Annotated in this window: 18 protein-coding genes; 15 read left to right on the top strand and 3 right to left on the bottom strand. The window is 73.5% G+C overall.

The window, feature by feature from the left end; genetic code table 11:
- Positions 1–30 precede the first annotated feature (30 nt).
- Entirely contained in the window at positions 31–1,176 is a 1,146-nt protein-coding gene (gene mnmA / locus CRV15_RS06495) for a tRNA 2-thiouridine(34) synthase MnmA (RefSeq protein ID WP_003961930.1), read from the top strand.
- Between the two features lie 91 nt (positions 1,177–1,267).
- Here the strand turns inward: mnmA and CRV15_RS06490 are convergent, their stop codons facing one another.
- Positions 1,268–2,065 (bottom strand): alpha/beta fold hydrolase, encoded by a 798-nt coding sequence (locus CRV15_RS06490; RefSeq protein WP_003961931.1) that lies wholly within the window; start codon positions 2,063–2,065, stop codon positions 1,268–1,270.
- Positions 2,066–2,183: 118 nt separating this feature from the next.
- On the opposite strand from CRV15_RS06490, the gene CRV15_RS06485 reads away from it, so the two are divergent.
- The 9 genes from CRV15_RS06485 to gatB all read left to right on the top strand — a co-directional run bounded on the left by CRV15_RS06485 (position 2,184) and on the right by gatB (position 13,265).
- Positions 2,184–2,723 (top strand): LOG family protein, encoded by a 540-nt coding sequence (locus CRV15_RS06485; RefSeq protein WP_003955849.1) that lies wholly within the window; start codon positions 2,184–2,186, stop codon positions 2,721–2,723.
- A 20-nt stretch (positions 2,724–2,743) separates the two neighbouring features.
- Complete coding sequence (locus CRV15_RS06480; RefSeq protein ID WP_003955850.1) at positions 2,744–3,451, top strand: SDR family oxidoreductase; 708 nt, start codon at positions 2,744–2,746, stop codon at positions 3,449–3,451.
- Positions 3,452–3,629: 178 nt separating this feature from the next.
- Positions 3,630–4,631, top strand: a complete 1,002-nt coding sequence (locus CRV15_RS06475) for a methionine synthase (RefSeq protein WP_003961932.1) — start codon at positions 3,630–3,632, stop codon at positions 4,629–4,631.
- A gap of 153 nt (positions 4,632–4,784) precedes the next feature.
- Complete coding sequence (gene ligA, locus CRV15_RS06470) at positions 4,785–6,977, top strand: NAD-dependent DNA ligase LigA (protein WP_003955852.1); 2,193 nt, start codon at positions 4,785–4,787, stop codon at positions 6,975–6,977.
- Positions 6,978–7,293: 316 nt separating this feature from the next.
- The gene (locus CRV15_RS06465) at positions 7,294–9,465 is read left to right on the top strand and encodes a putative bifunctional diguanylate cyclase/phosphodiesterase (RefSeq protein WP_003961934.1); all 2,172 of its coding nucleotides are present in this window, start codon (positions 7,294–7,296) and stop codon (positions 9,463–9,465) included.
- A gap of 237 nt (positions 9,466–9,702) precedes the next feature.
- On the top strand, positions 9,703–9,999 hold the full coding sequence (gatC, locus tag CRV15_RS06460) for an Asp-tRNA(Asn)/Glu-tRNA(Gln) amidotransferase subunit GatC (RefSeq protein WP_003955854.1): 297 nt from the start codon (positions 9,703–9,705) through the stop codon (positions 9,997–9,999).
- Positions 10,000–10,007: 8 nt separating this feature from the next.
- Positions 10,008–11,501 (top strand): Asp-tRNA(Asn)/Glu-tRNA(Gln) amidotransferase subunit GatA, encoded by a 1,494-nt coding sequence (gene gatA, locus CRV15_RS06455; RefSeq protein WP_003955855.1) that lies wholly within the window; start codon positions 10,008–10,010, stop codon positions 11,499–11,501.
- The gene (locus CRV15_RS06450; RefSeq protein WP_003961935.1) at positions 11,498–11,737 is read left to right on the top strand and encodes a hypothetical protein; all 240 of its coding nucleotides are present in this window, start codon (positions 11,498–11,500) and stop codon (positions 11,735–11,737) included. Before gatA ends, CRV15_RS06450 begins: the two co-directional genes overlap by 4 nt.
- A gap of 16 nt (positions 11,738–11,753) precedes the next feature.
- Positions 11,754–13,265: an Asp-tRNA(Asn)/Glu-tRNA(Gln) amidotransferase subunit GatB gene (gene gatB, locus CRV15_RS06445; protein ID WP_003955857.1), complete on the top strand. Its 1,512-nt coding sequence runs from the start codon at positions 11,754–11,756 to the stop codon at positions 13,263–13,265.
- Positions 13,266–13,660: 395 nt separating this feature from the next.
- Here gatB and CRV15_RS06440 read toward each other — a convergent pair whose 3' ends face one another.
- Positions 13,661–14,560: a hypothetical protein gene (locus CRV15_RS06440; protein ID WP_009997620.1), complete on the bottom strand. Its 900-nt coding sequence runs from the start codon at positions 14,558–14,560 to the stop codon at positions 13,661–13,663.
- Positions 14,561–14,807: 247 nt separating this feature from the next.
- On the opposite strand from CRV15_RS06440, the gene CRV15_RS06435 reads away from it, so the two are divergent.
- The 5 genes from CRV15_RS06435 (at position 14,808) to CRV15_RS06420 (ending at position 22,103) form a co-directional block, all read left to right on the top strand.
- Positions 14,808–17,180, top strand: a complete 2,373-nt coding sequence (locus CRV15_RS06435; RefSeq protein ID WP_003961937.1) for an MMPL family transporter — start codon at positions 14,808–14,810, stop codon at positions 17,178–17,180.
- A 76-nt stretch (positions 17,181–17,256) separates the two neighbouring features.
- Positions 17,257–17,832: a GNAT family N-acetyltransferase gene (locus tag CRV15_RS06430; protein WP_003961938.1), complete on the top strand. Its 576-nt coding sequence runs from the start codon at positions 17,257–17,259 to the stop codon at positions 17,830–17,832.
- Between the two features lie 97 nt (positions 17,833–17,929).
- Entirely contained in the window at positions 17,930–18,580 is a 651-nt protein-coding gene (locus tag CRV15_RS06425) for a hypothetical protein (RefSeq protein WP_003961939.1), read from the top strand.
- A 246-nt stretch (positions 18,581–18,826) separates the two neighbouring features.
- On the top strand, positions 18,827–18,994 hold the full coding sequence (locus tag CRV15_RS35850) for a hypothetical protein (RefSeq protein ID WP_009997621.1): 168 nt from the start codon (positions 18,827–18,829) through the stop codon (positions 18,992–18,994).
- Between the two features lie 58 nt (positions 18,995–19,052).
- Entirely contained in the window at positions 19,053–22,103 is a 3,051-nt protein-coding gene (locus tag CRV15_RS06420; protein WP_009997622.1) for a helix-turn-helix transcriptional regulator, read from the top strand.
- A gap of 288 nt (positions 22,104–22,391) precedes the next feature.
- Here the strand turns inward: CRV15_RS06420 and CRV15_RS06415 are convergent, their stop codons facing one another.
- A complete protein-coding gene (locus CRV15_RS06415) occupies positions 22,392–22,613 on the bottom strand; it encodes a DUF6191 domain-containing protein (RefSeq protein ID WP_009997623.1) in 222 nt (73 codons plus the stop codon).
- Positions 22,614–22,659: the final 46 nt, after the last annotated feature.

Here is a 22,659-nt window from a genome sequence, read left to right as displayed (position 1 = left end):
CGGTTCCCGGCCCCGTACCCTGGTAGGGCTATGACTCAGACACCCCCGCGCCCTCTCCGTGTGCTCGCCGCCATGTCCGGCGGTGTGGACTCCGCCGTCGCCGCCGCCCGTGCCGCGGAGGCCGGCCATGATGTGACCGGTGTGCACCTGGCGCTCTCCGCGAACCCGCAGTCGTTCCGCACCGGCGCGCGCGGCTGCTGCACCATCGAGGACTCGCGCGACGCCCGCCGCGCCGCCGATGTCATCGGTATCCCCTTCTACGTCTGGGATCTCGCCGAACGCTTCCGTGAGGACGTCGTCGAGGACTTCGTCGCGGAGTACGAGGCGGGCCGCACCCCCAACCCCTGTCTGCGCTGCAACGAGAAGATCAAGTTCGCCGCGCTGCTGGACAAGGCCCTCGCGCTCGGGTTCGACGCCGTCTGCACCGGCCACTACGCGACCGTGGTGACCCTCCCGGACGGCGGCCGGGAGCTGCACCGCGCCAGCGACATGGCGAAGGACCAGTCGTATGTCCTCGGGGTGCTGGACGAGCGCCAGCTCGCCCACGCGATGTTCCCCCTCGGGGACACCCTCACCACCAAGGACGAGATCCGCGCGGAGGCCGAGCGGCGCGGTCTGGCCGTCGCGAAGAAGCCGGACAGCCATGACATCTGCTTCATCGCGGACGGCGACACCCAGGGCTTCCTCGCCTCCCGCCTGGGCCGCGCCGAGGGCGACATCGTGGACGAGTCCGGTACCCGGCTGGGCACCCACGAGGGCGCCTACGGCTTCACCATCGGCCAGCGCAAGGGGCTGCGCATCGGCCACCCCGCCGCCGACGGCAAGCCGCGCTATGTCCTGGACATCTCCCCGGTGGACAACCGGGTGACGGTGGGCCCCGCCGAGGCGCTGGACGTGGTCGGGCTGACCGCGATCAGGCCCCGCTGGTGCGGGACCGCCCCGGCCGGAGCGGGCGCGTACACCGCGCAGCTCCGTGCCCACGGCGGTGAGACGCCGGTCACGGCCGAGCCGGTCGGCGACGGGCTGAGGGTGGAGTTCGCGGAGCCCGTGCGCGGGGTCGCGCCCGGGCAGGCGATCGTGCTCTACGACGGCACCCGGGTGGTCGGCTCCGCGACGATCGCCTCGACCCGGCGGCGCACGGCGGCCCCGGCGGAACCGTCCGCCTCGGCGGTCTGAACGGCCCGTGACGACGGGCGGGGCCGACGGGCGGGGCCGACGGGCGGGCCCGCTCCCCGTCGCCCCGGCCCGTCCGGTCGGGCCCCGGCCCCTACGCCGCGAAGAAGTCCCCCACCAGCGGCGCCAGCACATGGGGGGCGACCTCGTGGGTCTGCCCCGTCAGCGTCCGATGGCGGCCCCGGGGCAGCGCCAGGGCCACCAGCCGGGCCGCCTCCCGGGTCGCGGTCGGGCTGGCGCCCCCGTCGACGACCATCACCCGGATGCCGACCCGGCGCAGCAGCGCGGTGGGCACCGACCCGTTGCCCGTCACCCGGTGGTCGTAGGGCAGGGTGTGCGCCACGGACTCCAGGACCTCCCAGTGGGCCGAGCCCCGCACCCGGGCCACGGTCTGCTCCGGCATCCCCGCCCCGTTCAGGAAGACCGCGAGCGCGTCGCCGCGCCGCCCCGACGCCAGCAGTCCGAGGATGCGCCGCACCTGCTCCGGGGGGCGCTGCCCCGCCCGTACCGAGGGCAGGAACGGGGGCTCGTACAGCGAGAGCTGGGCGATCGGCACCCCGGCCGCCGCCGCCCGCAGCGCGAGCGCGCCGCCCGACGAGGTGCCGTGGACGCAGACCGCTTCGCCCGCCTCCTCGATCACCGCCGCCAGGTCCTCGATCTCCCGTTCCACGGTGTGGCCGGAGCGGTCGCCGCTGGCGGCCCGGCCCCGCCGGTCGTAGGTGAGCACCCGGAAGCGGTCCGAGAGCAGCCCGGCGAGCGGCGCGTCCGTCGCCGCCGTGCTCAGCGGGCCGCCCACCAGGACCACCGGGGGGCCGTCCCCCCACTGTTCGTACGCGATCAGCGTGCCGTCCGTCGACCGTGCCTTGGCGAGCGTGCGGCTCATGTTCTCCATGGAAGTGCTGACCGGACCCCGGCACGGAACTCATCGTCCCCGGTCAAGATTTTTTCTGGAACTTCCGTTGAAGAGATGACAGTTCACACCTGAATCGCGCGCCGCGTACGGTGGCTCCGTGAACATCTGTGTCTTTCTCTCCGCGGCCGATCTGGACGAGCGTTATACCCGCCCCGCCCGGGAATTCGCCGAACTCCTCGGAAAGGGCGGCCATACGCTCGTCTGGGGAGGCTCCGAAAGCGGTCTGATGAAAGTGGTGGCCGACGGGGTGCGGCGGTCCGGCGGCCGGCTGGTCGGGGTCTCCGTCGACTTTCTCGCCCAGGTCGCGCGGGCGGACGCCGACGAGATGGTGGTCACCCGGGATCTCGCGGAGCGCAAGGCCGAGCTGCTGGCCCGGGCGGACGCCGTGGTGATCATGGTCGGGGGCGCCGGGACGCTGGACGAGGCCACCGAGATCCTGGAGCTGAAGAAGCACGGCAAGCACACCAAGCCGGTGGTCCTGCTGAACACCGAGGGCTTCTACGACGGTCTGAAGCAGCAGTTCCGCCGGATGGAGGCCGAGGGATTCCTCCCCGTCCCCCTCGCCGACCTGGTCTTCTTCGCCGAGGACGGGGCCGGGGCCCTGGAGTATCTCCTCGGCCCGGCCGGTTCCCGGTAGGGCGATCCCGGGGTGCGACCATGGTCCGCATGGCAACTCATGTGATCACCGGGGCGGGCTCGGGCATCGGCGCGGCCGTCGCCCGGCGGCTCCACGCCCGGGGCGACGACCTCGTCCTGCTGGCGCGGAACGCGGCCCGCGCCAAGGAACTGGCGGGCCGCTTCCCGGGCGCCCGCACCCTCGTGGCCGATCTGGCCGAACCCGAGCGGATCTCCTGGGCCTTCTCCCACCAGGAGCTGCCCGACCGGGTCGACTCGCTGCTGCACAGCGCGGGCATCGTCGACCTCGGCCCGGTGGGCGAGCTGCGGCCCCGGACCTGGCTCCAGCAGCTCGGCACCAATCTGGTGGCCCCCGCCGAGCTGACCCGGCTGCTGCTGCCGCAGCTCCGGGTCGCGCGCGGCCAGGTGATCTTCATCAACTCGGGGGCGGGGCTCGACGCCCGCGCCGAGTGGGGCGCGTACGCCGCGTCCAAGCACGGACTGAAGGCGCTCGCGGACGCGCTCCGCGCCGAGGAGCGCGCCCAGGGCGTGCGGGTGACCACGGTGTACCCGGGGCGCACCGCCGGTCCCATGCAGGCGAAGGTGCACTCCCAGGAGGGCCGGGAGTACGACCCGTCCCGCTGGATCGACCCGGAGTCCGTGGCGACGGCGGTCGTCACCGCGATGGACCTGCCGCGGGACGCGGTGATCGAGAACGTGACGGTCCGCCCGGGGCCCGACGCGGGCTGAGCCCCCGGGCACCCGGACGCGGGCCCGGTGACCCGGCCCCGGTCCTCGGCGCGGGCACCCCGGGCGCGGGCCGGCGGGCCCGCCGTGTGTCCGCCCGGCCGCGCGGCCCGGACGCCCGGCTGCCCGGCCACCCGGAGGCCGGGCCGTCCGGTGCGCCGGGGGCACGTACCCTTCCCGGGTGAGCGACGAGAAGAGAGCGTTTGACTGGGGCCCCGCGACCGGTGTCGGGTCCATGCCCGGCGGCGACGCGCGGGAGGCCGCGAAGACCGTCACCGGGTCCTTCGAGGACTTCCCCCATCTGCCCGAGCTGCCCGCGCGCGGCCCCGGGGCCGACATGATCGGGCGGACCATCGGACTGCTGGTCGAGATGTACGCCCATGTCGAGCCCAGCGGCTGGCGGATCAGCGACCGGCCGGGCCGCGACACCCGGCGGGCCCGCTCCTGGCTCGGTGAGGACCTCGACGCCCTGGAGGAGTTCACCCAGGGGTACGCGGGCCCGCTCAAGGTCCAGGCCGTGGGGCCGTGGACGCTCGCCGCCGCGCTGGAGCTGCGCGGGGGCGAGGCGGCCCTCTCCGACCTCGGGGCCTGCCGCGACCTGGCCGCCTCGCTCGCGGAGGGGCTGCGCGCCCATCTGGCCGAGGTGCGCCGCCGGGTGCCCGGCGCCCGGATCGCGCTCCAGCTCGACGAGCCCTCGCTCACCGCCGTGCTGCGCGGGCAGATCCGTTCCGCCAGCGGCTACCGCACCCACCGGGCCGTCGACCGGCAGCTCGTCGAGGCCACCCTCCGCGAGGTGATCGGCGCGGAGACGGCCGTCGTGCACTCCTGCGCCCCGGACGTCCCCTTCGCCCTGCTCCGCCGGGCCGGGGCGGCGGCGATCTCCTTCGATCACACCCTCCTCACCGAGCGTGACGACGACGCCATCGGGGAGGCCGTGGAGGCCGGGACGAAGCTCTTCGCCGGGGTGGTGCCGTCCACGGACACGGCATTGTCCGACCCGGCAGGTAGCGTCATGGGGGTACGGACGCTGTGGCGCAGGCTGGGGCTGAATCCGGGGACTCTGGCGGAGTCCGTGACAGTTACCCCGACCTGCGGTCTGGCGGGCGCCTCACCGGCGTACGCCCGGGCCGCGCTCGCCCACTGCGCCCGTGCCGCGAGATCGCTCGCAGACAACCCTGAGTGAGGGGTGCCCGGAAGCGGGCCGGGAAACGGGAGGACGAGAACGGTGGCTGGCGAAGAGCTGACGGAGCCGACGGAGCCGAGGGAACGGACGGAGCCGCAGGCGCCGTCCGACGAGGGGACCGGGGCGGCGGGGGAGCGGGCGCGGGGCGCGGAGCTGCCCGCGCAGGACACCCCCGGGCTGCCCGCGCGGGCACGGGAGCGCCACGCGGAGCTGGCCGAGCAGATCGAGGAGCACCGCTTCCGCTACTACGTCAAGGACCAGCCGGTCATCAGCGACAGCGAGTTCGACCGGCTGCTGCGCTCGCTGGAGGAGCTGGAGGAGCGCCACCCCGCGCTGTGCACGCCCGACTCGCCGACCCAGAAGGTCGCCGGGCAGTACGAGACGGACCTGGCGAAGGTCGAGCACCGCGAGCGGATGCTCTCGCTGGACAACGCCTTCGACGAGGAGGAGCTGACCGCCTGGGCCGAGCGGGTCGAGCGCGAGGTCGGCAGCCCGGACTTCCACTTCCTGTGCGAGCTGAAGGTCGACGGCCTCGCCGTCAACCTGACCTATGAGAAGGGGCGGCTCACCCGCGCGGCGACCCGGGGCGACGGCCGGATCGGCGAGGACATCACACCGAACATCCGCACCATCGCCGATGTGCCCGACCGGCTGCGCGGGGACCGGATTCCGGAGCTGGTGGAGATCCGGGGCGAGGTCTACTTCCCGATGGACCAGTTCCAGCAGTTGAACGAGAGACGGATCGCGGCCGGGGAGCAGCCCTACGCCAATCCGCGCAACTCCGCCTCGGGCTCGCTGCGGCAGAAGGACCCCAAGGTCACCGCGACGCTCCCGCTGCACATGGTGGTCCACGGCATCGGCGCCCGGGAGGGCTTCGACATCGACTGTCTCTCCCACGCCTACGACCTGCTGCGCGAGTGGGGGCTGCCCACCGCCCGGCACAACAGGGTCGTGGACTCCCTGGAGGGTGTGCGGGAGTTCATCGCCCACTACGGCGAGAACCGTCACTCGATGGAGCACGAGATCGACGGCGTGGTCGTCAAGCTGGACGAGATCCCGCTCCAGGGGCGGCTCGGCTCCACCGCGCGGGCCCCGCGCTGGGCCATCGCCTGGAAGTACCCGCCCGAGGAGGTCAACACCCGGCTGGTGGACATCCTGGTCGGCGTCGGCCGCACCGGCCGGGTCACGCCGTACGCCCAGGTGGAGCCGGTGCAGGTGGCGGGGTCCGAGGTCGAGTTCGCCACCCTGCACAACCAGGACGTGGTGAAGGCGAAGGGCGTCCTCATCGGGGACACGGTGGTGCTGCGCAAGGCCGGTGATGTCATCCCCGAGATCCTGGGCCCGGTGGTGGAGCTGCGGGACGGGACCGAGCGGGAGTTCGTGATGCCCGCCGAGTGCCCCGAGTGCGGCACGGAGCTGCGGCCGATGAAGGAGGGCGACGTCGATCTGCGCTGCCCCAACGCCCGGTCCTGCCCGGCACAGCTGAGGGAGCGCCTGTTCTATCTCGCGGGCCGCAGATCCCTGGACATCGAGCACTTCGGCTATGTCGCCGCCGCCGCCCTCACCCGGCCGCTGGAGCCCGCCGAGCCGCCGCTCAAGGACGAGGGCGACCTCTTCTCCCTCACCGTCGAACAACTGCTGCCCATCCGGGCGTATGTCCTGGACCCGGACAGCAAGCTGCCCAAGCGGGACCCGAAGACCGGCGAGGAGAAGATCGCCACCGTCTTCGCCAACCAGGAGGGCGAGCCCCGTAAGAACGCCCTCGCGATGCTGCGGAACATCGAGGCGGCGAAGACCCGTCCGCTGGCCCGTGTCCTGACAGGGCTGTCCATCCGCCATGTGGGCCCGGTGGCGGCCGAGGCGCTGGCCCGGGAGTTCCGTTCGGTCCAGCGGATCCAGGAGGCCACGGAGGAGGAGCTGGCGGCGACGGAGGGCGTCGGCGCCATCATCGCGGCCTCGCTCAAGCAGTGGTTCGCGGAGGAGTGGCACCAGGAGATCCTGCGCAAGTGGGAGGCCGCCGGGGTGCGGATGGCGGAGGAGGGGGCCGACGAGGAGCAGGGCCCCCGGCCGCTGGAAGGAGTCACCGTCGTGGTGACGGGAACGCTCCAGGACTACACAAGGGATGGCGCAAAAGAGGCCCTTCAGAGCCTTGGCGCGAAAGTGACCGGTTCTGTTTCCAAGAAAACCGCTTTTGTGGTTGTCGGTGACAACCCTGGTTCCAAGTTCGACAAAGCCATGCAGTTGAAGGTGCCGGTTCTCCGTGAGGACGGCTTTACCCTTCTGCTGGAACAAGGGCCTGATGCGGCACGTGAGGCTGCTGTGAAGGAAGAGCCGGAAGAGGAATGACCCGGGGGGCGTGCGCGGGGGGCGGACAGGGCCTGCCCCCGGAGCCGAAGGGCGCACGCACGACGGGAACAAGACGCCCCCAGAGGATGCGGAACGACCGGTACAGGTCACCCGTTCAGCGCATAGCAGATGGATAAGGGTGGTCGGGTCGCATTCGGGCAAGAGCTGTAGAGCGCTGCCCGTCGGAGCCCAACGCCGCCTACTGTTGAGATGTGCGCCTGTCGTGCACGGCTGCGTGGTGGGAATTCAGTCGTGGTGGCATGACGAAACGAACCATCGCCAGGCCTCGGCACCGCCGGCTGTGAGAGGGACGGGAATGGAACCGACCGAGAGCGCCGCCCCGGTCCCACGGCCGCGCGGATTCGCGGCCCTGGCGGGTCTCGCTGGCATGACACCCGGGCTGCCCGCCGCCGTCGTCGCCGGGGCCGTGCTCGTCCTCGTCACCGGGATCGCCGGGGCGGTGCGGGACGAGCGCGCCCTCTTCCCCGGCTCCACCGAGGGCTGGGGCTTCGCCATCCTCACCGGGATCGTCGTGGGACATCTGGTCGCGCTCGGCCGCGACCGCTGGTGGGGCGGGACGGGCTCCGGCGCCGCCCTCACCCTCGCCGTCCTCCTCCTCTACGGCTGGGTGCCCGCCGGACTGGTCTCGCTGGCCGTCGTCACCCTCGTCGGCACCGTCCGCAGACAGCGCCGCAGGCATGGCGTCCTGCACGGCTCCGCCGACCTCCTCGGCATCGGGGCCGCCGCGCTCGTCCTCGACGCGTTCGGCGTCCGGCCCACCGTCGAGACCCCCTGGGAACCACTCGACTGGGGCATCGGGGCCGCGCCCGAAGTACTGCTCGCCGCCGCGGCGTATCTCGGGGTGAGCCGGCTGCTCCTGTGGTATGCGCTCGCCCCGCAGGGCGGCGGCCTGCCCACCATCGCGCGTACGGCCCTGCTGCGGCAGGGCCTTGTCGCGGTCGCGCTCCTCGGCATCGCCCCGCTGATCTGCGTGGTCGCCGTCGCCCTGCCGCTGCTGCTGCCCCTGTTCGCGGTCCCGCTCATCGCCCTGGACTCCACCCTGTGGATCGCCCGGGCCCGCGCCGAGGAACAGCTCCGCGACCCCCTGACGGGGCTGCCCAACCGGCAGTGGCTGCTGGAGCGGACCTGGGCCGCGCTGGAGGAGGCCGAGAGCAACGGCACCCGCTCCGCGCTCGTCCTCATCGACCTCGACCGCTTCCGCTCCGTCAACGACACCCTCGGGCATCTCGCGGGCGACCGGCTGCTGTTGCAGATAGCCCACCGGCTGCGGCACGCCCTGCCGCGCGGCGCGGAGGCGGCGCGCCTCGGGGGCGACGAGTTCGCCGTCCTGCTGCCCGCCGCCGACTCCATCACCAGCGCCCAGCGGGTGGCCCGGCAGCTCGCCGGGGAGCTGTCCTCACCGCTCGACCTCGACGGGCTCACCCTCGTCCTGGAGGCCAGCGCCGGGGTCGCCGTCTTCCCGGAGCACGCCCTCGACGCGGAGGGGCTGCTGCGCCGCGCCGACGTGGCGATGTACCAGGCGAAGCGGGACCGCACCGGCGTGGAGGTCTACGAGTCCAAGCGGGACAGCAACACCCCCGACCGGCTCGGCCTCCTCGGCGATCTGCGCCGGGCGCTGGACGCCCACGAGGTGGAGCTGCACTACCAGCCGAAGGTCCGCTTCGACGGCCATGTGGCCGGGCTCGAAGCCCTGGTCCGCTGGGTCCACCCGGACCGGGGACGGGTGCCCCCGGACGAGTTCATCGCCATCGCCGAGTCCTCGGGGCTGATGCCCCACCTCACCGAGTACGTCCTCGACACGGCCCTGGCGCAGGTCGCGAAGTGGCGCGCCCAGGGGCTCAAGGTCCCCGTCGCCGTCAATGTCTCGCCGCGCGACGTCCACACCCCCGGCTTCGCCGGTTCCGTCGCCGCCCGGCTCGCCCGGCACGGGGTCCCGGCGGGCGCGCTCCAGCTGGAGATAACCGAACACGTCCTGCTGGAGGACCCGCAGCGGGCCGCCGACACCCTCGCCGGGCTCACCGACCACGGCGTGCGGATGTCCCTGGACGACTTCGGCACCGGCTACTCCTCCCTGGTGCATCTGCGGCGGCTCCCGGTGAGCGAGCTGAAGATCGACCGCTCCTTCGTGGCGCGCCTCGCCGTGGACACCGAGGACGCCGAGATCGTCCGCTGCACCGTCGACCTGGCCCACTCGCTGGGGCTGCTCGTGGTCGCGGAGGGCGTCGAGGACGACGAGACCTGGGAGCGCCTGCGGGACCTGGGCTGCGACGCGGTCCAGGGCTGGCTGGTGGCCGCCGCGATGCCGCCGCAGGAGGCCACGGCCTGGCTCCGGGCCCGGGGCGAGCGCGGCTGGCACCGCACCCGCCCGGCCGACCCCGCCCCGCCGCCGCCTCCGCACCCCCCGCCGCCCGCCGCCGCCGGGGCGGACACACCCTCCGGCCAGTCCTCCGGCCAAGTGGTGCCCTGACCGCGACCGGCAGGGCGGGCGGGAGCGGCCGGGCACGGACAAGAGCGGCCGGGAACGGGCAGACGGGCGCGTTCGGGCGGAGCGGCGGGAGCGGGTCGGGAAGGGGGCGCGGGAACGCGTCCGGGGGGAGCGGCGGGGAGGTCCCGGGAGGGCCGGGGCGAACCGTTTCGTGGTCCGGGGCACCTGCCCCATAGGATTGGCCCCAAACCACACACACTCACCCCTGAGGATCGCTGCATGCCTGGCATCACGCGCGAGGAGGTCGCCCACCTCGCCCGGCTGGCACGCCTGGAACTCTCCGGCGATGAACTCGACCACTTCGCCGGTCAGCTCGACGACATCATCGGCGCGGTCGCCCGCGTCGCCGAGGTCGCCGACCAAGACGTGCCCCCGACCTCCCACCCGCTGCCGCTGACCAATGTCATGCGCGCGGACGAGGTCCGTCCGTCGCTCACTCCCGAGCAGGCGCTCTCCGGAGCCCCCGCCCAGGAGCAGCAGCGTTTCAAGGTGCCGCAGATCCTCGGGGAGGACTGATCATCACCATGACGGACATCATCAAGCTCACCGCGGCCGAGATCGCCGCCCGGATCGCCGCGGGCGATCTGACCGCCGTCGAGGTCACCGAGGCGCACCTCGCACGCATCGAGGCCGTGGACGAGAAGGTCCACGCCTTCCTCCACGTCGACCGTGAGGGCGCGCTCGCGCAGGCCCGCGCCGTCGACGCCAAGCGCGCCGCTGGCGGGAAGCTGGGCCCCCTCGCGGGTGTCCCGCTCGCGCTGAAGGACATCTTCACCACCGAGGGCGTGCCCACCACCGTGGGCTCCAAGATCCTCGAAGGCTGGATTCCGCCGTACGACGCCACCCTGGTGCGCAAGCTGAAGGAAGCGGACGTCGTCATCCTCGGCAAGACCAACATGGACGAGTTCGCCATGGGGTCCTCCACCGAGAACAGCGCCTTCGGCCCGACCGGCAACCCCTGGGACCTGACCCGGATCCCCGGCGGCTCCGGCGGCGGCTCCAGCGCCGCGCTGGCCGCCTACGAGGCGCCGCTCGCGATCGGCACGGACACCGGCGGCTCGATCCGCCAGCCCGCCGCCGTCACCGGCACCGTCGGCGTCAAGCCCACCTACGGCGGGGTCTCCCGCTACGGCATGGTCGCCTTCTCGTCCTCCCTGGACCAGGGCGGCCCCTGTGCCCGTACGGTCCTGGACGCGGCCCTGCTGCACGAGGTCATCGCCGGTCACGACCCGCTGGACTCCACCTCCGTCGACGCCCCGGTCCCCCCGGTGGTCGAGGCCGCCCGCAACGGCAGCGTCGCGGGGATGCGCGTCGGTGTCGTCCAGCAGTTCCGCGGCGAGCACTACCAGGCCGGTGTGATGCAGCGCTTCGACGAGTCCGTCGCCCTGCTCCGGGAGCTGGGCGCCGAGATCGTCGAGCTGGACTGCCCCTCGTTCGACCTGGCCCTGTCGGCGTACTACCTGATCGCGCCCTCCGAGTGCTCCTCGAACCTGGCCCGCTTCGACGCCATGCGCTACGGCCTGCGGGTCGGCGACGACGGCAGCCGCTCCGCCGAGGAGGTCACCGCGCTCACCCGTGAGGCGGGCTTCGGCGACGAGGTCAAGCGCCGGGTCATCCTCGGCACGTACGCCCTCAGCTCCGGCTACTACGACGCCTACTACGGCAGCGCGCAGAAGGTCCGCACGCTGATCAAGCAGGACTTCGACGCGGCGTTCGAGCAGGTCGACGTGATCGTCTCCCCGACGACCCCGACCACCGCCTTCCCGATCGGCGAGCGCGCCGACGACCCGATGGCGATGTACCTCGCGGACCTGTGCACCATCCCGACCAACCTGGCGGGCAACGCGGCGATGTCCCTGCCGTGCGGCCTGGCCCCGGAGGACAACCTCCCGGTCGGACTTCAGATCATCGCCCCCGCGATGCAGGACGACCGGCTGTACACGGTCGGTGCCGCGGTCGAGGCCGCCTTCGTGGAAAGGTGGGGGCACCCGCTGCTGGAGGAGGCTCAGTCCCTGTGAGTGCACTGACGAAGGCCAAGAGCTTCAAGAAGTCCAAGGCCGGTACCTATCTGTCGATCGGCACCACCGCGTTCGGCGCGCTCGGTGTCGCCAAGCAGATCAAGGCCGCCCGTAGCGAGCACGACACGCTCCGGCTGATCGACGCCGCGATCACCGGTGCCGCCATCGTCACGGGTATCGCCCTGCTGGTGCGCGAGCTCAAGCGCCTCGGCGACGACGACGTCCTGCTGGGCTGAGAGGGAAAGTTTCACCGTGACCGTCACTGAACTGGTGTCGTACGAAGCGGCCCTCGCCGGCTACGACCCTGTCATGGGCCTGGAGGTCCATGTCGAACTCGGCACCAGGACCAAGATGTTCTGCGGCTGCTCCACCGAGCTGGGTGCCGAGCCCAATACGCAGACCTGCCCGACCTGTCTGGGTCTGCCCGGCTCCCTCCCGGTCGTCAACGCGACCGGCGTGGAGTCGGCCATCACGATCGGCCTCGCGCTGAACTGCGAGATCGCCGAGTGGTGCCGCTTCGCCCGGAAGAACTACTTCTATCCGGACATGCCGAAGAACTTCCAGACCTCGCAGTACGACGAGCCGATCGCCTTCAACGGCTATCTGGACGTCCAGCTGGAGGACGGCGAGATCTTCCGCGTGGAGATCGAGCGCGCCCACATGGAGGAGGACACCGGCAAGTCGACGCACGTCGGCGGTGCCACGGGCCGTATCCACGGCGCGTCCCACTCCCTGCTGGACTACAACCGCGCGGGCATCCCGCTGATCGAGATCGTCACCAAGCCGATCACCGGCGCGGGCGAGCGCGCTCCCGAGGTCGCCAAGGCGTACGTCGCGGAGCTGCGCGAGCTGATCCGGGCGCTGGGCGTCTCCGAGGCCCGGATGGAGATGGGCCAGATGCGCTGCGACGTGAACCTCTCGCTGATGCCCAAGGGCAGCGAGGTGTTCGGCACCCGCAGCGAGACCAAGAACGTCAACTCGCTGCGCTCGGTCGAGCGGGCCGCCCGGTTCGAGATCCAGCGGCACGCCGCGGTGCTGGAGTCCGGCGGGACGATCGTCCAGGAGACCCGTCACTTCCACGAGGACGACGGCTCCACCACCTCCGGCCGGATCAAGGACAACGCCGAGGACTACCGGTACTTCCCGGAGCCGGACCTGGTGCCGGTGGCCCCCGCCCGCGCGTGGGTCGAGGAGCTGCGGGCGGGCCTGCCGGAGCTGCCCCGGGTGCGCCGCAACCGGCTCCGTGAGGAGTGGGGCGTCTCCGAGCAGGACATGCAGTCCATCCTCAACGCGGGCGCGGTCGATCTGATCGTCGCCACGACCGAGGCGGGCGCCCCGGCCGAGGCGGCCCGCAAGTGGTGGACGGGCGAGCTGGCGCGCAACGCCAATGAGTCCGGCCGCGCCCTGGAGGAGCTGCCCATCACCCCGGCGCAGGTCGCCCGGGTGGCCGAGCTGGTCTCCTCCGGCGACCTCAACGACAAGCTGGCCCGTCAGGTCATCGAGGGTGTCCTCGCGGGCGAGGGCGAGCCGGACGCCGTGGTCGAGCGGCGCGGACTGAAGGTCGTCTCGGACGACGGCGCGCTCGGCACCGCCGTGGACGAGGCCATCGCGCAGAACGCGGCCGTCGCGGAGAAGATCCGCGGTGGCAAGGTGGCGGCCGTGGGCGCGCTGGTCGGCGCGGTCATGAAGGCCACCCGGGGTCAGGCCGACGCGGCCCGCGTCAAGGAACTGATCCTGGAGAAGCTGGGTGTGACGGAGGGCTGAGCCCTTCCGCCGCGCACCTCCCGGGGGCGATCGCACCACATCGGCGCGGTCGCCCCCGGGTGTGTCTCCGTGTGCCTCGGGGGCGTGTCCCGCGCCCGGCCCAAGGTGCGCGCCCGGGCCCCGGGTGTGCGCGCTGCGGCGCCGGGGGATTCCGCCCTCCCGCGCGGGCACGCCTTGCCCGCGCCGCAGGCGGTCCCCGGGCCGGTCCTGACACGGCGCCCGGCACATCCGGGACGCGTGGGCCGTGTCCCCGGTACCCACGTGTGCGCTCCGCCCGTGTCCCACAGCAGCGCCGGACTGTTCGCCGACACGGCTCCGCACAGGCTGTGTCCGCGTCCCGGATGTGTGCCGGGCCGGGATGCCGCCCCTGCCCTCTGTCCGCCCGCCGCGGGCGGTCAGTTGCGTATGCCCAGGCCCGGCAGAAGCAGTTCGCCCCGGTCCTTGCAGCTCGCGTCCCGGGCACGCAGCTCCTTGGGGTCGGTGGTGCCCCGGGCGCGCAGCTCCGTCAGGGCGAGCCGGGCCGCCCGAGCCGTCTCGGGGCGCTCGGGGTGCGGGAACTCCGTCTGCCACCAGCCCCGGTCGCGGGAGTGCCAGCCGCGGGCCCGCATCAGCGCGGCGCGCTCCGGGGTGTCCTCGCCGTCCCGGTCGTCGACCCCGACATGCAGCCCGTCCGCGAGGGCGTAGGAGAGCTGCACCTCGCGGCCCCGGTCGGCCCCGCTGGTCAGCGCGAACCCGGCCCAGTCCGTGCCCACCTGCGCCGGAAGCTGCTCCACCCAGGCGGTGAGCATCAGCTCCAGCGCGTGCCCGAAGTGCTCCAGCGAGGACGCCATCCGCCCGGCGGTGCGCTCGGCCGGGCGCTCACCGGGCCCGCCGCGGTCGAGCTGCCAGATGTACGGCAGCAGGTCGAAGTCGTGCGGCTCCTCCGCCGACCAGGCCCCGCCCCAGGCGAAGACCCTCAGCTCGTCCGCCTCCAGCGCCTCCGTCCCGTGGACGGAGAGCCGGGCCCCGGCGCGGTCCCCGGCGAGCAGCACGGTCCGGTGGGCGTCCCGCCAGCGGACGCTGGGCCCGTGCGCCGAACCCCCGTACAGCGTGGGCTCGCCGATCCGGGCGACGATCGCCCCGTACACCTCCCGGAAGGACTCCCGGCGCTCCCGCAGCGAGGCCCCCGGCTCATGCGCGAGAACGGGCACCGGGGCGCGGCCGATATGGGCTCCGGGGGTGTCGTGCAGCGTCAGAGCGAACGCCGCGGCGGCGCCGGGCGCGGGAATCTGCTGGTCGTTCCCTGTCGTCTCCATGCCGCCCATCGTGCCAGCCGGCACGGACAACGTCCGTGCCCCGAAGGGCCGTTGCCCCGCTCCGGCGGGGTCCGCCGGCCCTGGGCCCGTATCCCCCGCACACCCTCCCGCATGTGATCAATCCCACGAAAAGCGGCTCAAGGGGCAAATGATCTCTTTTCACTGACAGAGTTCTCCTCGGTCAGTCATATGTTCTTCCGGGCCATGCCCGTTCGAAGATCTACAAGGTACCCAGGGAGCAGGTCCGTTGGCAGCCCTCGCCCGGTGGTGCGTCACCCACCGACTCGTCGTCGTCCTGCTCTGGCTGGCCGTCTGCGCGGGTACCGCCCTCGCGGCGGGAGTCGCCAAGACCGCTTACTCCAACGACTACGACGTCCCCGGCACCGAGTCCGGCCGGGCCGCCGCCCTGCTGTCGGAGGGCTTCCCCGGGCTGGACGGCGACAGCGACACCGTCGTCTGGCACACCGAACGGGGCACGGTCGGCGCCCCCGGGGTGCGTGAGCCGATGACCCGGATGCTCGAAGCGGTCGGCCGCCTCCCCGAGGTGGCGTCCGTGAGCGGCCCGTACGGCCCCGGCCCCGGCGGCGGCGAGCGGATCAGCCCCGACGGACGGACCGCCTACGCCACCGTCACCTATGAGCGGCGCGCGGCCGACCTCCCCGCGGAACGGATCGACGCGGTCGTCGACACCGCCCGCGCGGCGGCGACCGAACAGATCCGGGTCGAGGTGGGCGGGCCCGCCGCCGGGCGGATGCAGACCCCCGGCGGCTTCACGGCCGAAGCGGTCGGCGTCGCCGTGGCCGCCGTCGTCCTCTTCCTCGCCTTCGGCTCGCTCGCCGCCAGCCTGCTCCCGCTCATCACCGCGGTGATCTCCGTCGGCACCGCCTACGCGGGGACCGTCCTGCTCGGCCACACCATGACCGTCGCCGACTTCGCCCCGATGCTCGGCGTTCTCATCGGTCTCGGCGTGGGCATCGACTACGCCCTCTTCATCGTCACCCGGCACCGCCGCGGGCTGCGCGCCGGGCTCCCCGTCGCCGACGCCGCCCGCGAGGCCGTCGTCACCACCGGCCGGGCCGTCGTCTTCGCCGGGGCCACCGTCTGCATCGCCCTCCTCGGCATGCTGGTGCTGCGGCTCGACTTCCTCGACGGGGTGGCGATCTCCGCCTCGCTCACGGTCGTCCTCACCGTCGCCGCCTCCGTCACCCTGCTGCCCGCGCTGCTCTCGTTCATCGGAACGCGCGCGCTCAGCGGGCGCGAACGGCGGGCGCTCGCGGAGCACGGGCCCCTGGCCGAGCCCGTCCCGGGGCTGGCCGCCCGCTGGGCCCGGCTGGTGGAGCGGCGACCCCGGCTGCTGGGGGCGGTCGCGACCGTACTGGTCGCGGTGCTCGCGCTGCCCGCGCTCTCGCTCCGGCTCGGCACCTCCGACCAGGGCAACCACCCGGCGGGCTCCACCACCCGCGCCGCCTACGACCTGCTGGCCCACGGCGGCTCCGCGCCGGACGGCGCCGGGGCGGCGGGCGGCTTCGGCCCCGGGGTCAACGGCCCGCTGACCCTGGTCGCCCGGATCGACGGGCCCGCCGAGCGCCGCGCCATGGACCGGCTGCCCGCCGTCCTCGACGGTGCCCGGGGCGTCGCGTCCACCGGCCCCGTCGTGGTCAACGCCGCCGGTGACACGGCCCTGCTCAGCGTCGTCCCGGACTCCTCGCCGCAGTCGGAGGAGACCAGCGAACTCGTGGACCGGCTGCGGCGGACCGTGCTGCCCGCCGCGGCCGACGGCACCGGGCTGCGGGTGTACGTGGGCGGCGTGACCGCCGGTTACGACGACTTCGCCGCCCTGATCATCGGCAAGCTGCCGCCGTTCGTCGGGGTGGTGATCGGGCTCGGCTCTCTGCTGCTGCTGCTCGCCTTCCGCTCCTTCGCGATACCCCTCAAGGCCGCCGCCATGAACATCGCCGCCGTCGCCGGTGCCTTCGGCGTCGTGGTCGCGATCTTCCAGTGGGGCTGGGGCAGCGAGCTGATGGGGCTGGGCGCCGCGGGGCCGATCGAGCCCTTCCTGCCGGTCATCATGGTCTCGGTGCTCTTCGGCCTCTCCATGGACTACCAGGTCTTCCTGGTGGGCCGGATGTACGAGGAGTGGCTGGCGACGGGGGACAACCGCAGGGCGGTACGGGTCGGGCTCGCCGAGACCGGACGGGTGATCAACTCCGCCGCGGTCATCATGATCTCGGTCTTTCTCGCCTTCGTCCTCACCGGCGACCGGATCATCGCCATGTTCGGCATCGCGCTGGCCGCCGCCGTCGCCCTCGACGCCTTTGTCCTGCGCACCCTGCTGGTCCCGGCCCTGATGCATCTGCTCGGCGGCGCCAACTGGTGGCTGCCGCGCCGGGTGGACCGGCTGCTGCCCCGCATCACGATTGAGCCGCCCTCGGACGGCGGGCATGCGAAGATCGTGGAACAGCGCACCGGTGACCACACACATCACACAGGATGCACTGACCACATAGATCACACAGGTCACACAGATCGCGTGGATCACATGGGGCGTACGGACCACGCCGAACGCGGGGGCCGTGAGGAGTGCGAGGGCCGGGAGGACCAGGTCCGGACCGCGCCCTGATCGACGTGCCGCGCACCCGTGGCACGAGCAGGCGGGAAGCGAGCGGCGCGAGACAGCGCGAGAAGGAAAGAGCACCATGTTTGCGATACCCCTGGGGTCGGACGCCGACGGAACCGGCGCGGAGCTGCGTCCCCTGGAGCCCTGGCAGGCCGAGGAGTTCTTCGCCCACATCGAGCGGGGCCGTGAGCACATCGGCCGCCATGTCCCGCTCCCGGACGTCAACCGCACCGTCGAGGAGTCGCGGGCCTTCCTGGAGCGGTACGCGGAGAAGCAGGCCGCCGACGGCGGCCGGATCTACGGCATCTGGCAGGGGGGCACCCTCGTCGGCGGGGTGCTGTTCCGGCTCTTCGACGCCGGGCAGGGCACCTGCGAGGTGGGCTGCTGGCTGGAGCCCGCCGCCGTCGGCCAGGGGCTGGTGACCCGGGCCCTGCGGCTGCTGATCGACTGGGCCGTCGACGTCCGCGGCATCCACCGGGTCGAGTGGGTCGCCTCCGCCGAGAACGCGCCGAGCCTCCGGACCGCCGAACGGCTCGGCATGCGGTGCGACGGTGTGCTCCGCGACGGCGACCTCCACCGGGGGAAGCGGACCGACCTGGAGATCTGGTCGGTCCTGGCCCCCGAGTGGCGACAGGCGCGCGCGTCCGCCTCCTGACGCGCGCCGCCCTCCGGCACGCACCGGCCCCGGTCCTGGGCCGCTCCCGGGCCGGGTTCTCAGCCCGCTCTCAGACGGGCCGCCTAGCGTGCGCACCATGGACCTGACGAAGACCGAGAAGAACGACGGCATGCCGGACGGCGCCGGAACGGACCCGGCCCCGGAGGCCGCGGGCACACGGACGGCCGCCCCGGCCGAGGACACGGGGGCGGCGGGCCCTGAGGCCGCGGCGCACGAGGACGGCGGGCCCGGGGCCGGGAACGGTGCCGAGGCGGAGGCCGAGGACGGGACCGAGGACGGAACCGACGATCAGGGCGAGGACCAGGGCGACGGGGAGACCGAGGGGGAGACCGAGGAGGAGGCCCCTGTCTCCTCCGGGGTGCTCTCCGCCGCCGCCGCGGTGGTCGCCGCCGGGCTCGCCGTCGTCGGGCTCAGCGGCAGTTGGGTCGGCCGGATCGCCGCCGAACGCCAGACCCTGCTGGGCCAGATCGAGACCGCCCAGGGCGGCTCGGCCGCCACCCAGATCTCCGCCATCTACGGCGACGCCTGGCACACCACCGCCCTCGTCAACGGCATCTTCGCGCTGATCGCCCTCATCGTCGGCATCGCCGTCCTCACCCGCCCCGGCAAGCCGGGCTGGGTCCGCGCCTGCGCGACCGGCGGGGCCGTCCTCGGCGGCATCGGCGTCTTCCTGGCCACGGGCATGTACTTCGATCTCTTCCTGGCCCTCCCCGAAGCGGGCTCCTGACCCTGCCCGTCCGAGACATCCGAAACATCCGAGACGGCTGAGACAGCTGAGATGACCGAGGAGGTCCGAGGCGTCTGAGGTGTCTTAGGCCGTGAGGGGCGCACCGGCCGCCCCGCGCGGGCGCGCCTAAGGACCCTGCCCCGGTGCACATGCGGAACTCTCCCGATGTGCCGCACCCCCCTGGGCGGCCAGAGTGGACGAGCACGGCAGCACACCGCTCCGTCCCGACACCCAGGGGAGAAACCGATGTCCGGTCACCGCCGCCAGCCGCACCAGGACCGCCACGCCGACCTGATCCAGGAGGCCGAGGCCCACCGGCTCGCCCGGTGGGTGCGCCAGGCCCGCCGGGAGGGCGCCGGCGATACCGGCGACCCCGTGCCCGAGGACCCCGGGCACTACGCGCCCGCCGCCTGACCAGATGGCTCTTGAGCTGGTACGGAGCCCCCGGATCAGCACGGCGGACCGCTGTGCGATGCTCGGCACCGTGGAGACCAGGTCCGTCAGTCCGGTATTCGTCGGCCGCGCCGGTGAGCTGTCCACGCTCACCGGCGCGCTCGCCCGAGCGGGCACCCGCGGCCCGGGCGAGCCGCAGGCACTGCTCATCGGCGGCGAGGCGGGCGTCGGCAAGACCCGGCTCGTCGAGGAGACACTCGCCGAGGCCCGGCGCCGCGGCGCCGTCGTCGCGGTCGGCGGCTGTCTGGAGATCGGCGCGGACGGACTGCCCTTCGCCCCTTTCGCGGGCGCCCTGCGCGCCCTCGACCGCGCCCTGCCCGGGGAACTGGCCTCCGCCGCCGCCGGACAGGAGGACGAACTCGCCCGGCTCCTGCCCGAACGGGGACGGCGTCCCCGCGGCGAGAGCCCCGGGCGCGGCGAGGAGGACCGGGCCCGCCTCTTCGAACTGACCGCCCGGCTGCTGGAGCGGATCGCCGCCGAACGCACCGTCGTCCTCGTCCTGGAGGATCTGCACTGGGCGGACGCCTCCACCCGTCAGCTCCTCGCCTATCTCTTCCGCACCCTGCGCCGGGGACGGCTCGTCCTCGTCGCCACCTACCGCTCCGACGACGTCCACCGCCGCCACCCGCTGCGGCCCTTCCTCGCCGAACTCGACCGGATGCGCACCGTCCAGCGCATCGAGCTGACCCGCTTCACCCGCGGTGAGGTCCACCGCCAGCTCACTGGCATCCTCGCCGGTGAACCCGGCGCCACCCTCGTGGACCGCGTCTTCGAACGCTCCGACGGCAACGCCTTCTTCGTCGAGGAACTGGCCCGCAGCATCGCCGACGGCGGCAGCCCCCACGGCCTGCCCGACTCCCTCCGCGACATCCTCCTCGTCCGGGTCGAAGCCCTCTCCGACGACGCCCAGCGCGTCGCCAGGACCGTCGCCGAGGGCGGCTCCACCGTCGAGTACGGACTGCTGCGCGCCGTCGCCCGGCTCCCCGAGGACGACCTCATCGAGGCGCTGCGCTCCGCCGTCGGCGCCCACCTCCTGCTCGCCACCCCGGACGGCGACGGCTACCGCTTCCGGCACTCGCTGGCCCGGGAGGCCGTCGCCGACGACCTGCTGCCCGGCGAGCGCTCCCGGATCAACCGCCGCTACGCGCAGGCGCTGGAGGACGACCCCCTGCTTGTCCGGGAGGACGAACGGGCCACCCGGCTCGCCAGCTACTGGTACCACGCGCAGGCCCCCGCCAAGGCGCTCCCCGCCGTTCTGCGCGCCTCCGTCGAGGCCCGGCTCCGGCACGCCTACGCCGAACAGCTGAGCCTCCTGGAACGGGCCATGGAGCTGTGGGACGCCGTCCCCGACGACATCCGCGCGGAGCTGCGCCCCCTCGACTACGCCGAGGTCTACCCGGCCTGCGGGGACCCCGCCCAGCCGCTGCGCTTCCTCGATCTCATGGCGGAGGCCGCCGTCGCGGGCCGCCTCAGCAGCGAGCGGGAGCGCGCGCTCAAGATCACCAGACGGGGGCAGCGGATGGCCGCGGCCGAGGGCGACCCGCTGCGCGCGGCCTGGTTCGCCGTGGAGAGCTCCCGGCTGGTCCCGGCCCTCGGCCGGGGCGACGGCTGGACCGAACTCGCCGAGGCCCAGAACCTGGTGCGCGGCCTGCCGCCGTCCGCCGTCCACGCCGAGGTCCTGGCGGAGGTGGTCGGCTGGCAGCGGCTGCACACCCCCGGCCCCGACAGCGTGGAGACCGCCGAACGCGCCGTCGCCTACGCCCGGATGGTCGGCGAGGAGGAGATCGAGCTCAAGGCCCGCTTCGTCCTCGGTGTCCTGCTGACCGACTCCGGCGACGTCACCGGCGGCCTCGCCGAGATGTACGCCGTCCGGGAACGCGTCGTCCGCCTCGGACTGCCCGCCCTCATCGGACGCGTCCATGTGAACCTCCCCGCCGTGCTCGAAGGACTCGGCCGCTCCCAGGAGGCCGTGGACCTGATGGCCGAGGGCATCGAGCTGATGCACCACTACGGCCTGCTGGACTCCGAGGCGTGGATTCTCGGCAACCTCGCCGAGTCCCACTACTCCCTCGGCCGCTGGGACGACGCCGTCACCGCCGCCGAGGACGCCCTGCGCAAGGCCCTCAGCCCCCGGCCCCGCGGCTACGCCTCCCTCCAACTCGGCCTGGTGGACCTGGCCCGCGGCGACACCGCCGCCGCGGGCCGCCGACTGGAGGCCGCCCACGGCCACTTCGGCGCCCACAACGCCATGCCCCAGAACATCCTTCCGCTGGCCTGCATCGCCCTCGGGGTCGCGGCGGCCGAGGGCCGGATCGACGAGGCCCGGGAGATCTTCGCCCGTGCCGTACGGGCCGGTCTGTCGGCCTGCACCCTCCGCTACGCCTGGCCGCTGGTCCGGGCCGCCGCCTCGCTGGAGGCCGACACCCGGGCGCTGCCCGCCGCCGAGCCCGGCCGGGCCGGGGCCCTGGACCTCATCGGCCGCACCATGCGCCCGCTCGCCGCGGCGCTCCCGGTCTGGCGGGCCCATGAACGCTGGGTCCGCGCCGAACTGCGCCGGGCCTCGGGCGAGGACACCGCCGCCGACTGGGCCGAGGCGGACGCCGCCTTCGAGACCGTGGGCTTCCCCCGGGAGCGGGCCATGGTCCGCACCCGCTGGGCCCGGGCGCTGCTGCCGTCGGACCGCTCACACGCCCGCGAACTGCTGCGCTCCGCCGCCGACACGGCCCGCCGGGTGGGCGACCGGCCCCTCACCGAGGAGATCGCGCTGACCGCCCGCGGCGCCCGGCTCGCGCTCCCCGCCTCCGCGTCCGGCCCGGACGGCCCCCACGGGCCCGCCGCCGCGCCCGAGCCGGGCCCCGGTCTGGGGCTCACCCCGCGCGAGGAGGACGTCCTCCGGCTGGTCTCGGCGGGCCGCAGCAACCGCCAGATCGCGCAGACGCTCTCCATCTCACCGAAGACCGCCAGCGTCCATGTCTCGAACATCCTTGCCAAACTGGGCGTCTCCGGGCGCGGCGAGGCAGCCGCCCTCGCCCATCGGCTGCGCCTCTTCCCCCCGGCCCCGGAGGGCTAGGGAGTGTCGTCAAAATAGCTTCGTCCGTCCGGAGGACGGGCGGTGCGGCGCATGGTGCGTGCAGATGCAAGGCGGAGGAGGGAGTCCATGCGGTGGGGGTCCCTCCCGGGCCGCCAGGCCCAGGGGGCCATCGGCGACCGACGACAACGCAGCAGATGTGCGTGCAAGGCGTCGCGACGCAGACGGGATTTTGACGACACGACTTAGGCCCCAAAGCGCCGGTCCCGGGCGTCGGCAGCCCGCCCGACCGGCCCTGGTCCCGGGAGCCGGGGGTCGGCGGACGGGGGATCAGGGCCCGGGTATTCCGGTGCCCTCGGTGTCCTCGGGCTCCGGCGGGCCCTCGTGCGGCTCCTCCGCGCGGCGGACGAGGACCAGGCCCGAGCCGAGGTCGACGGGGCCCCGGCACGGGTCACCCGTCCCGGCGTCCTCCCGGGTCAGCTCCAGCCGGTTGCGCTCCTCCGTGAGATGTCTGGTGCCCGGGACGAAGAACTCGTCGAATGTCTGGAACATCGGCCCAACCCCCTGTCGCCCGCCCTGTCCTGCCCGCTCGTCCCGC

Source organism: Streptomyces clavuligerus (assembly GCF_005519465.1).
Taxonomy (GTDB): domain Bacteria; phylum Actinomycetota; class Actinomycetes; order Streptomycetales; family Streptomycetaceae; genus Streptomyces; species Streptomyces clavuligerus.
This window is presented reverse-complemented; position numbering and strand designations above follow the sequence as displayed.

Excerpts from the sequence above, each read along its gene's own strand:
- mnmA (WP_003961930.1), top strand. The coding sequence starts at position 31 with ATGACTCAGACACCCCCGCGCCCTCTCCGTGTGCTCGCCGCCATGTCC.
- CRV15_RS06490 (WP_003961931.1), bottom strand. The coding sequence starts at position 2,065 with ATGGAGAACATGAGCCGCACGCTCGCCAAGGCACGGTCGACGGACGGC.
- CRV15_RS06480 (WP_003955850.1), top strand. The coding sequence starts at position 2,744 with ATGGTCCGCATGGCAACTCATGTGATCACCGGGGCGGGCTCGGGCATC.
- CRV15_RS06465 (WP_003961934.1), top strand. The coding sequence starts at position 7,294 with ATGGAACCGACCGAGAGCGCCGCCCCGGTCCCACGGCCGCGCGGATTC.
- gatC (WP_003955854.1), top strand. The coding sequence starts at position 9,703 with ATGCCTGGCATCACGCGCGAGGAGGTCGCCCACCTCGCCCGGCTGGCA.
- gatA (WP_003955855.1), top strand. The coding sequence starts at position 10,008 with ATGACGGACATCATCAAGCTCACCGCGGCCGAGATCGCCGCCCGGATC.
- CRV15_RS06440 (WP_009997620.1), bottom strand. The coding sequence starts at position 14,560 with ATGGAGACGACAGGGAACGACCAGCAGATTCCCGCGCCCGGCGCCGCC.
- CRV15_RS06430 (WP_003961938.1), top strand. The coding sequence starts at position 17,257 with ATGTTTGCGATACCCCTGGGGTCGGACGCCGACGGAACCGGCGCGGAG.
- CRV15_RS06425 (WP_003961939.1), top strand. The coding sequence starts at position 17,930 with ATGGACCTGACGAAGACCGAGAAGAACGACGGCATGCCGGACGGCGCC.
- CRV15_RS35850 (WP_009997621.1), top strand. The coding sequence starts at position 18,827 with ATGTCCGGTCACCGCCGCCAGCCGCACCAGGACCGCCACGCCGACCTG.
- CRV15_RS06420 (WP_009997622.1), top strand. The coding sequence starts at position 19,053 with ATGCTCGGCACCGTGGAGACCAGGTCCGTCAGTCCGGTATTCGTCGGC.
- CRV15_RS06415 (WP_009997623.1), bottom strand. The coding sequence starts at position 22,613 with ATGTTCCAGACATTCGACGAGTTCTTCGTCCCGGGCACCAGACATCTC.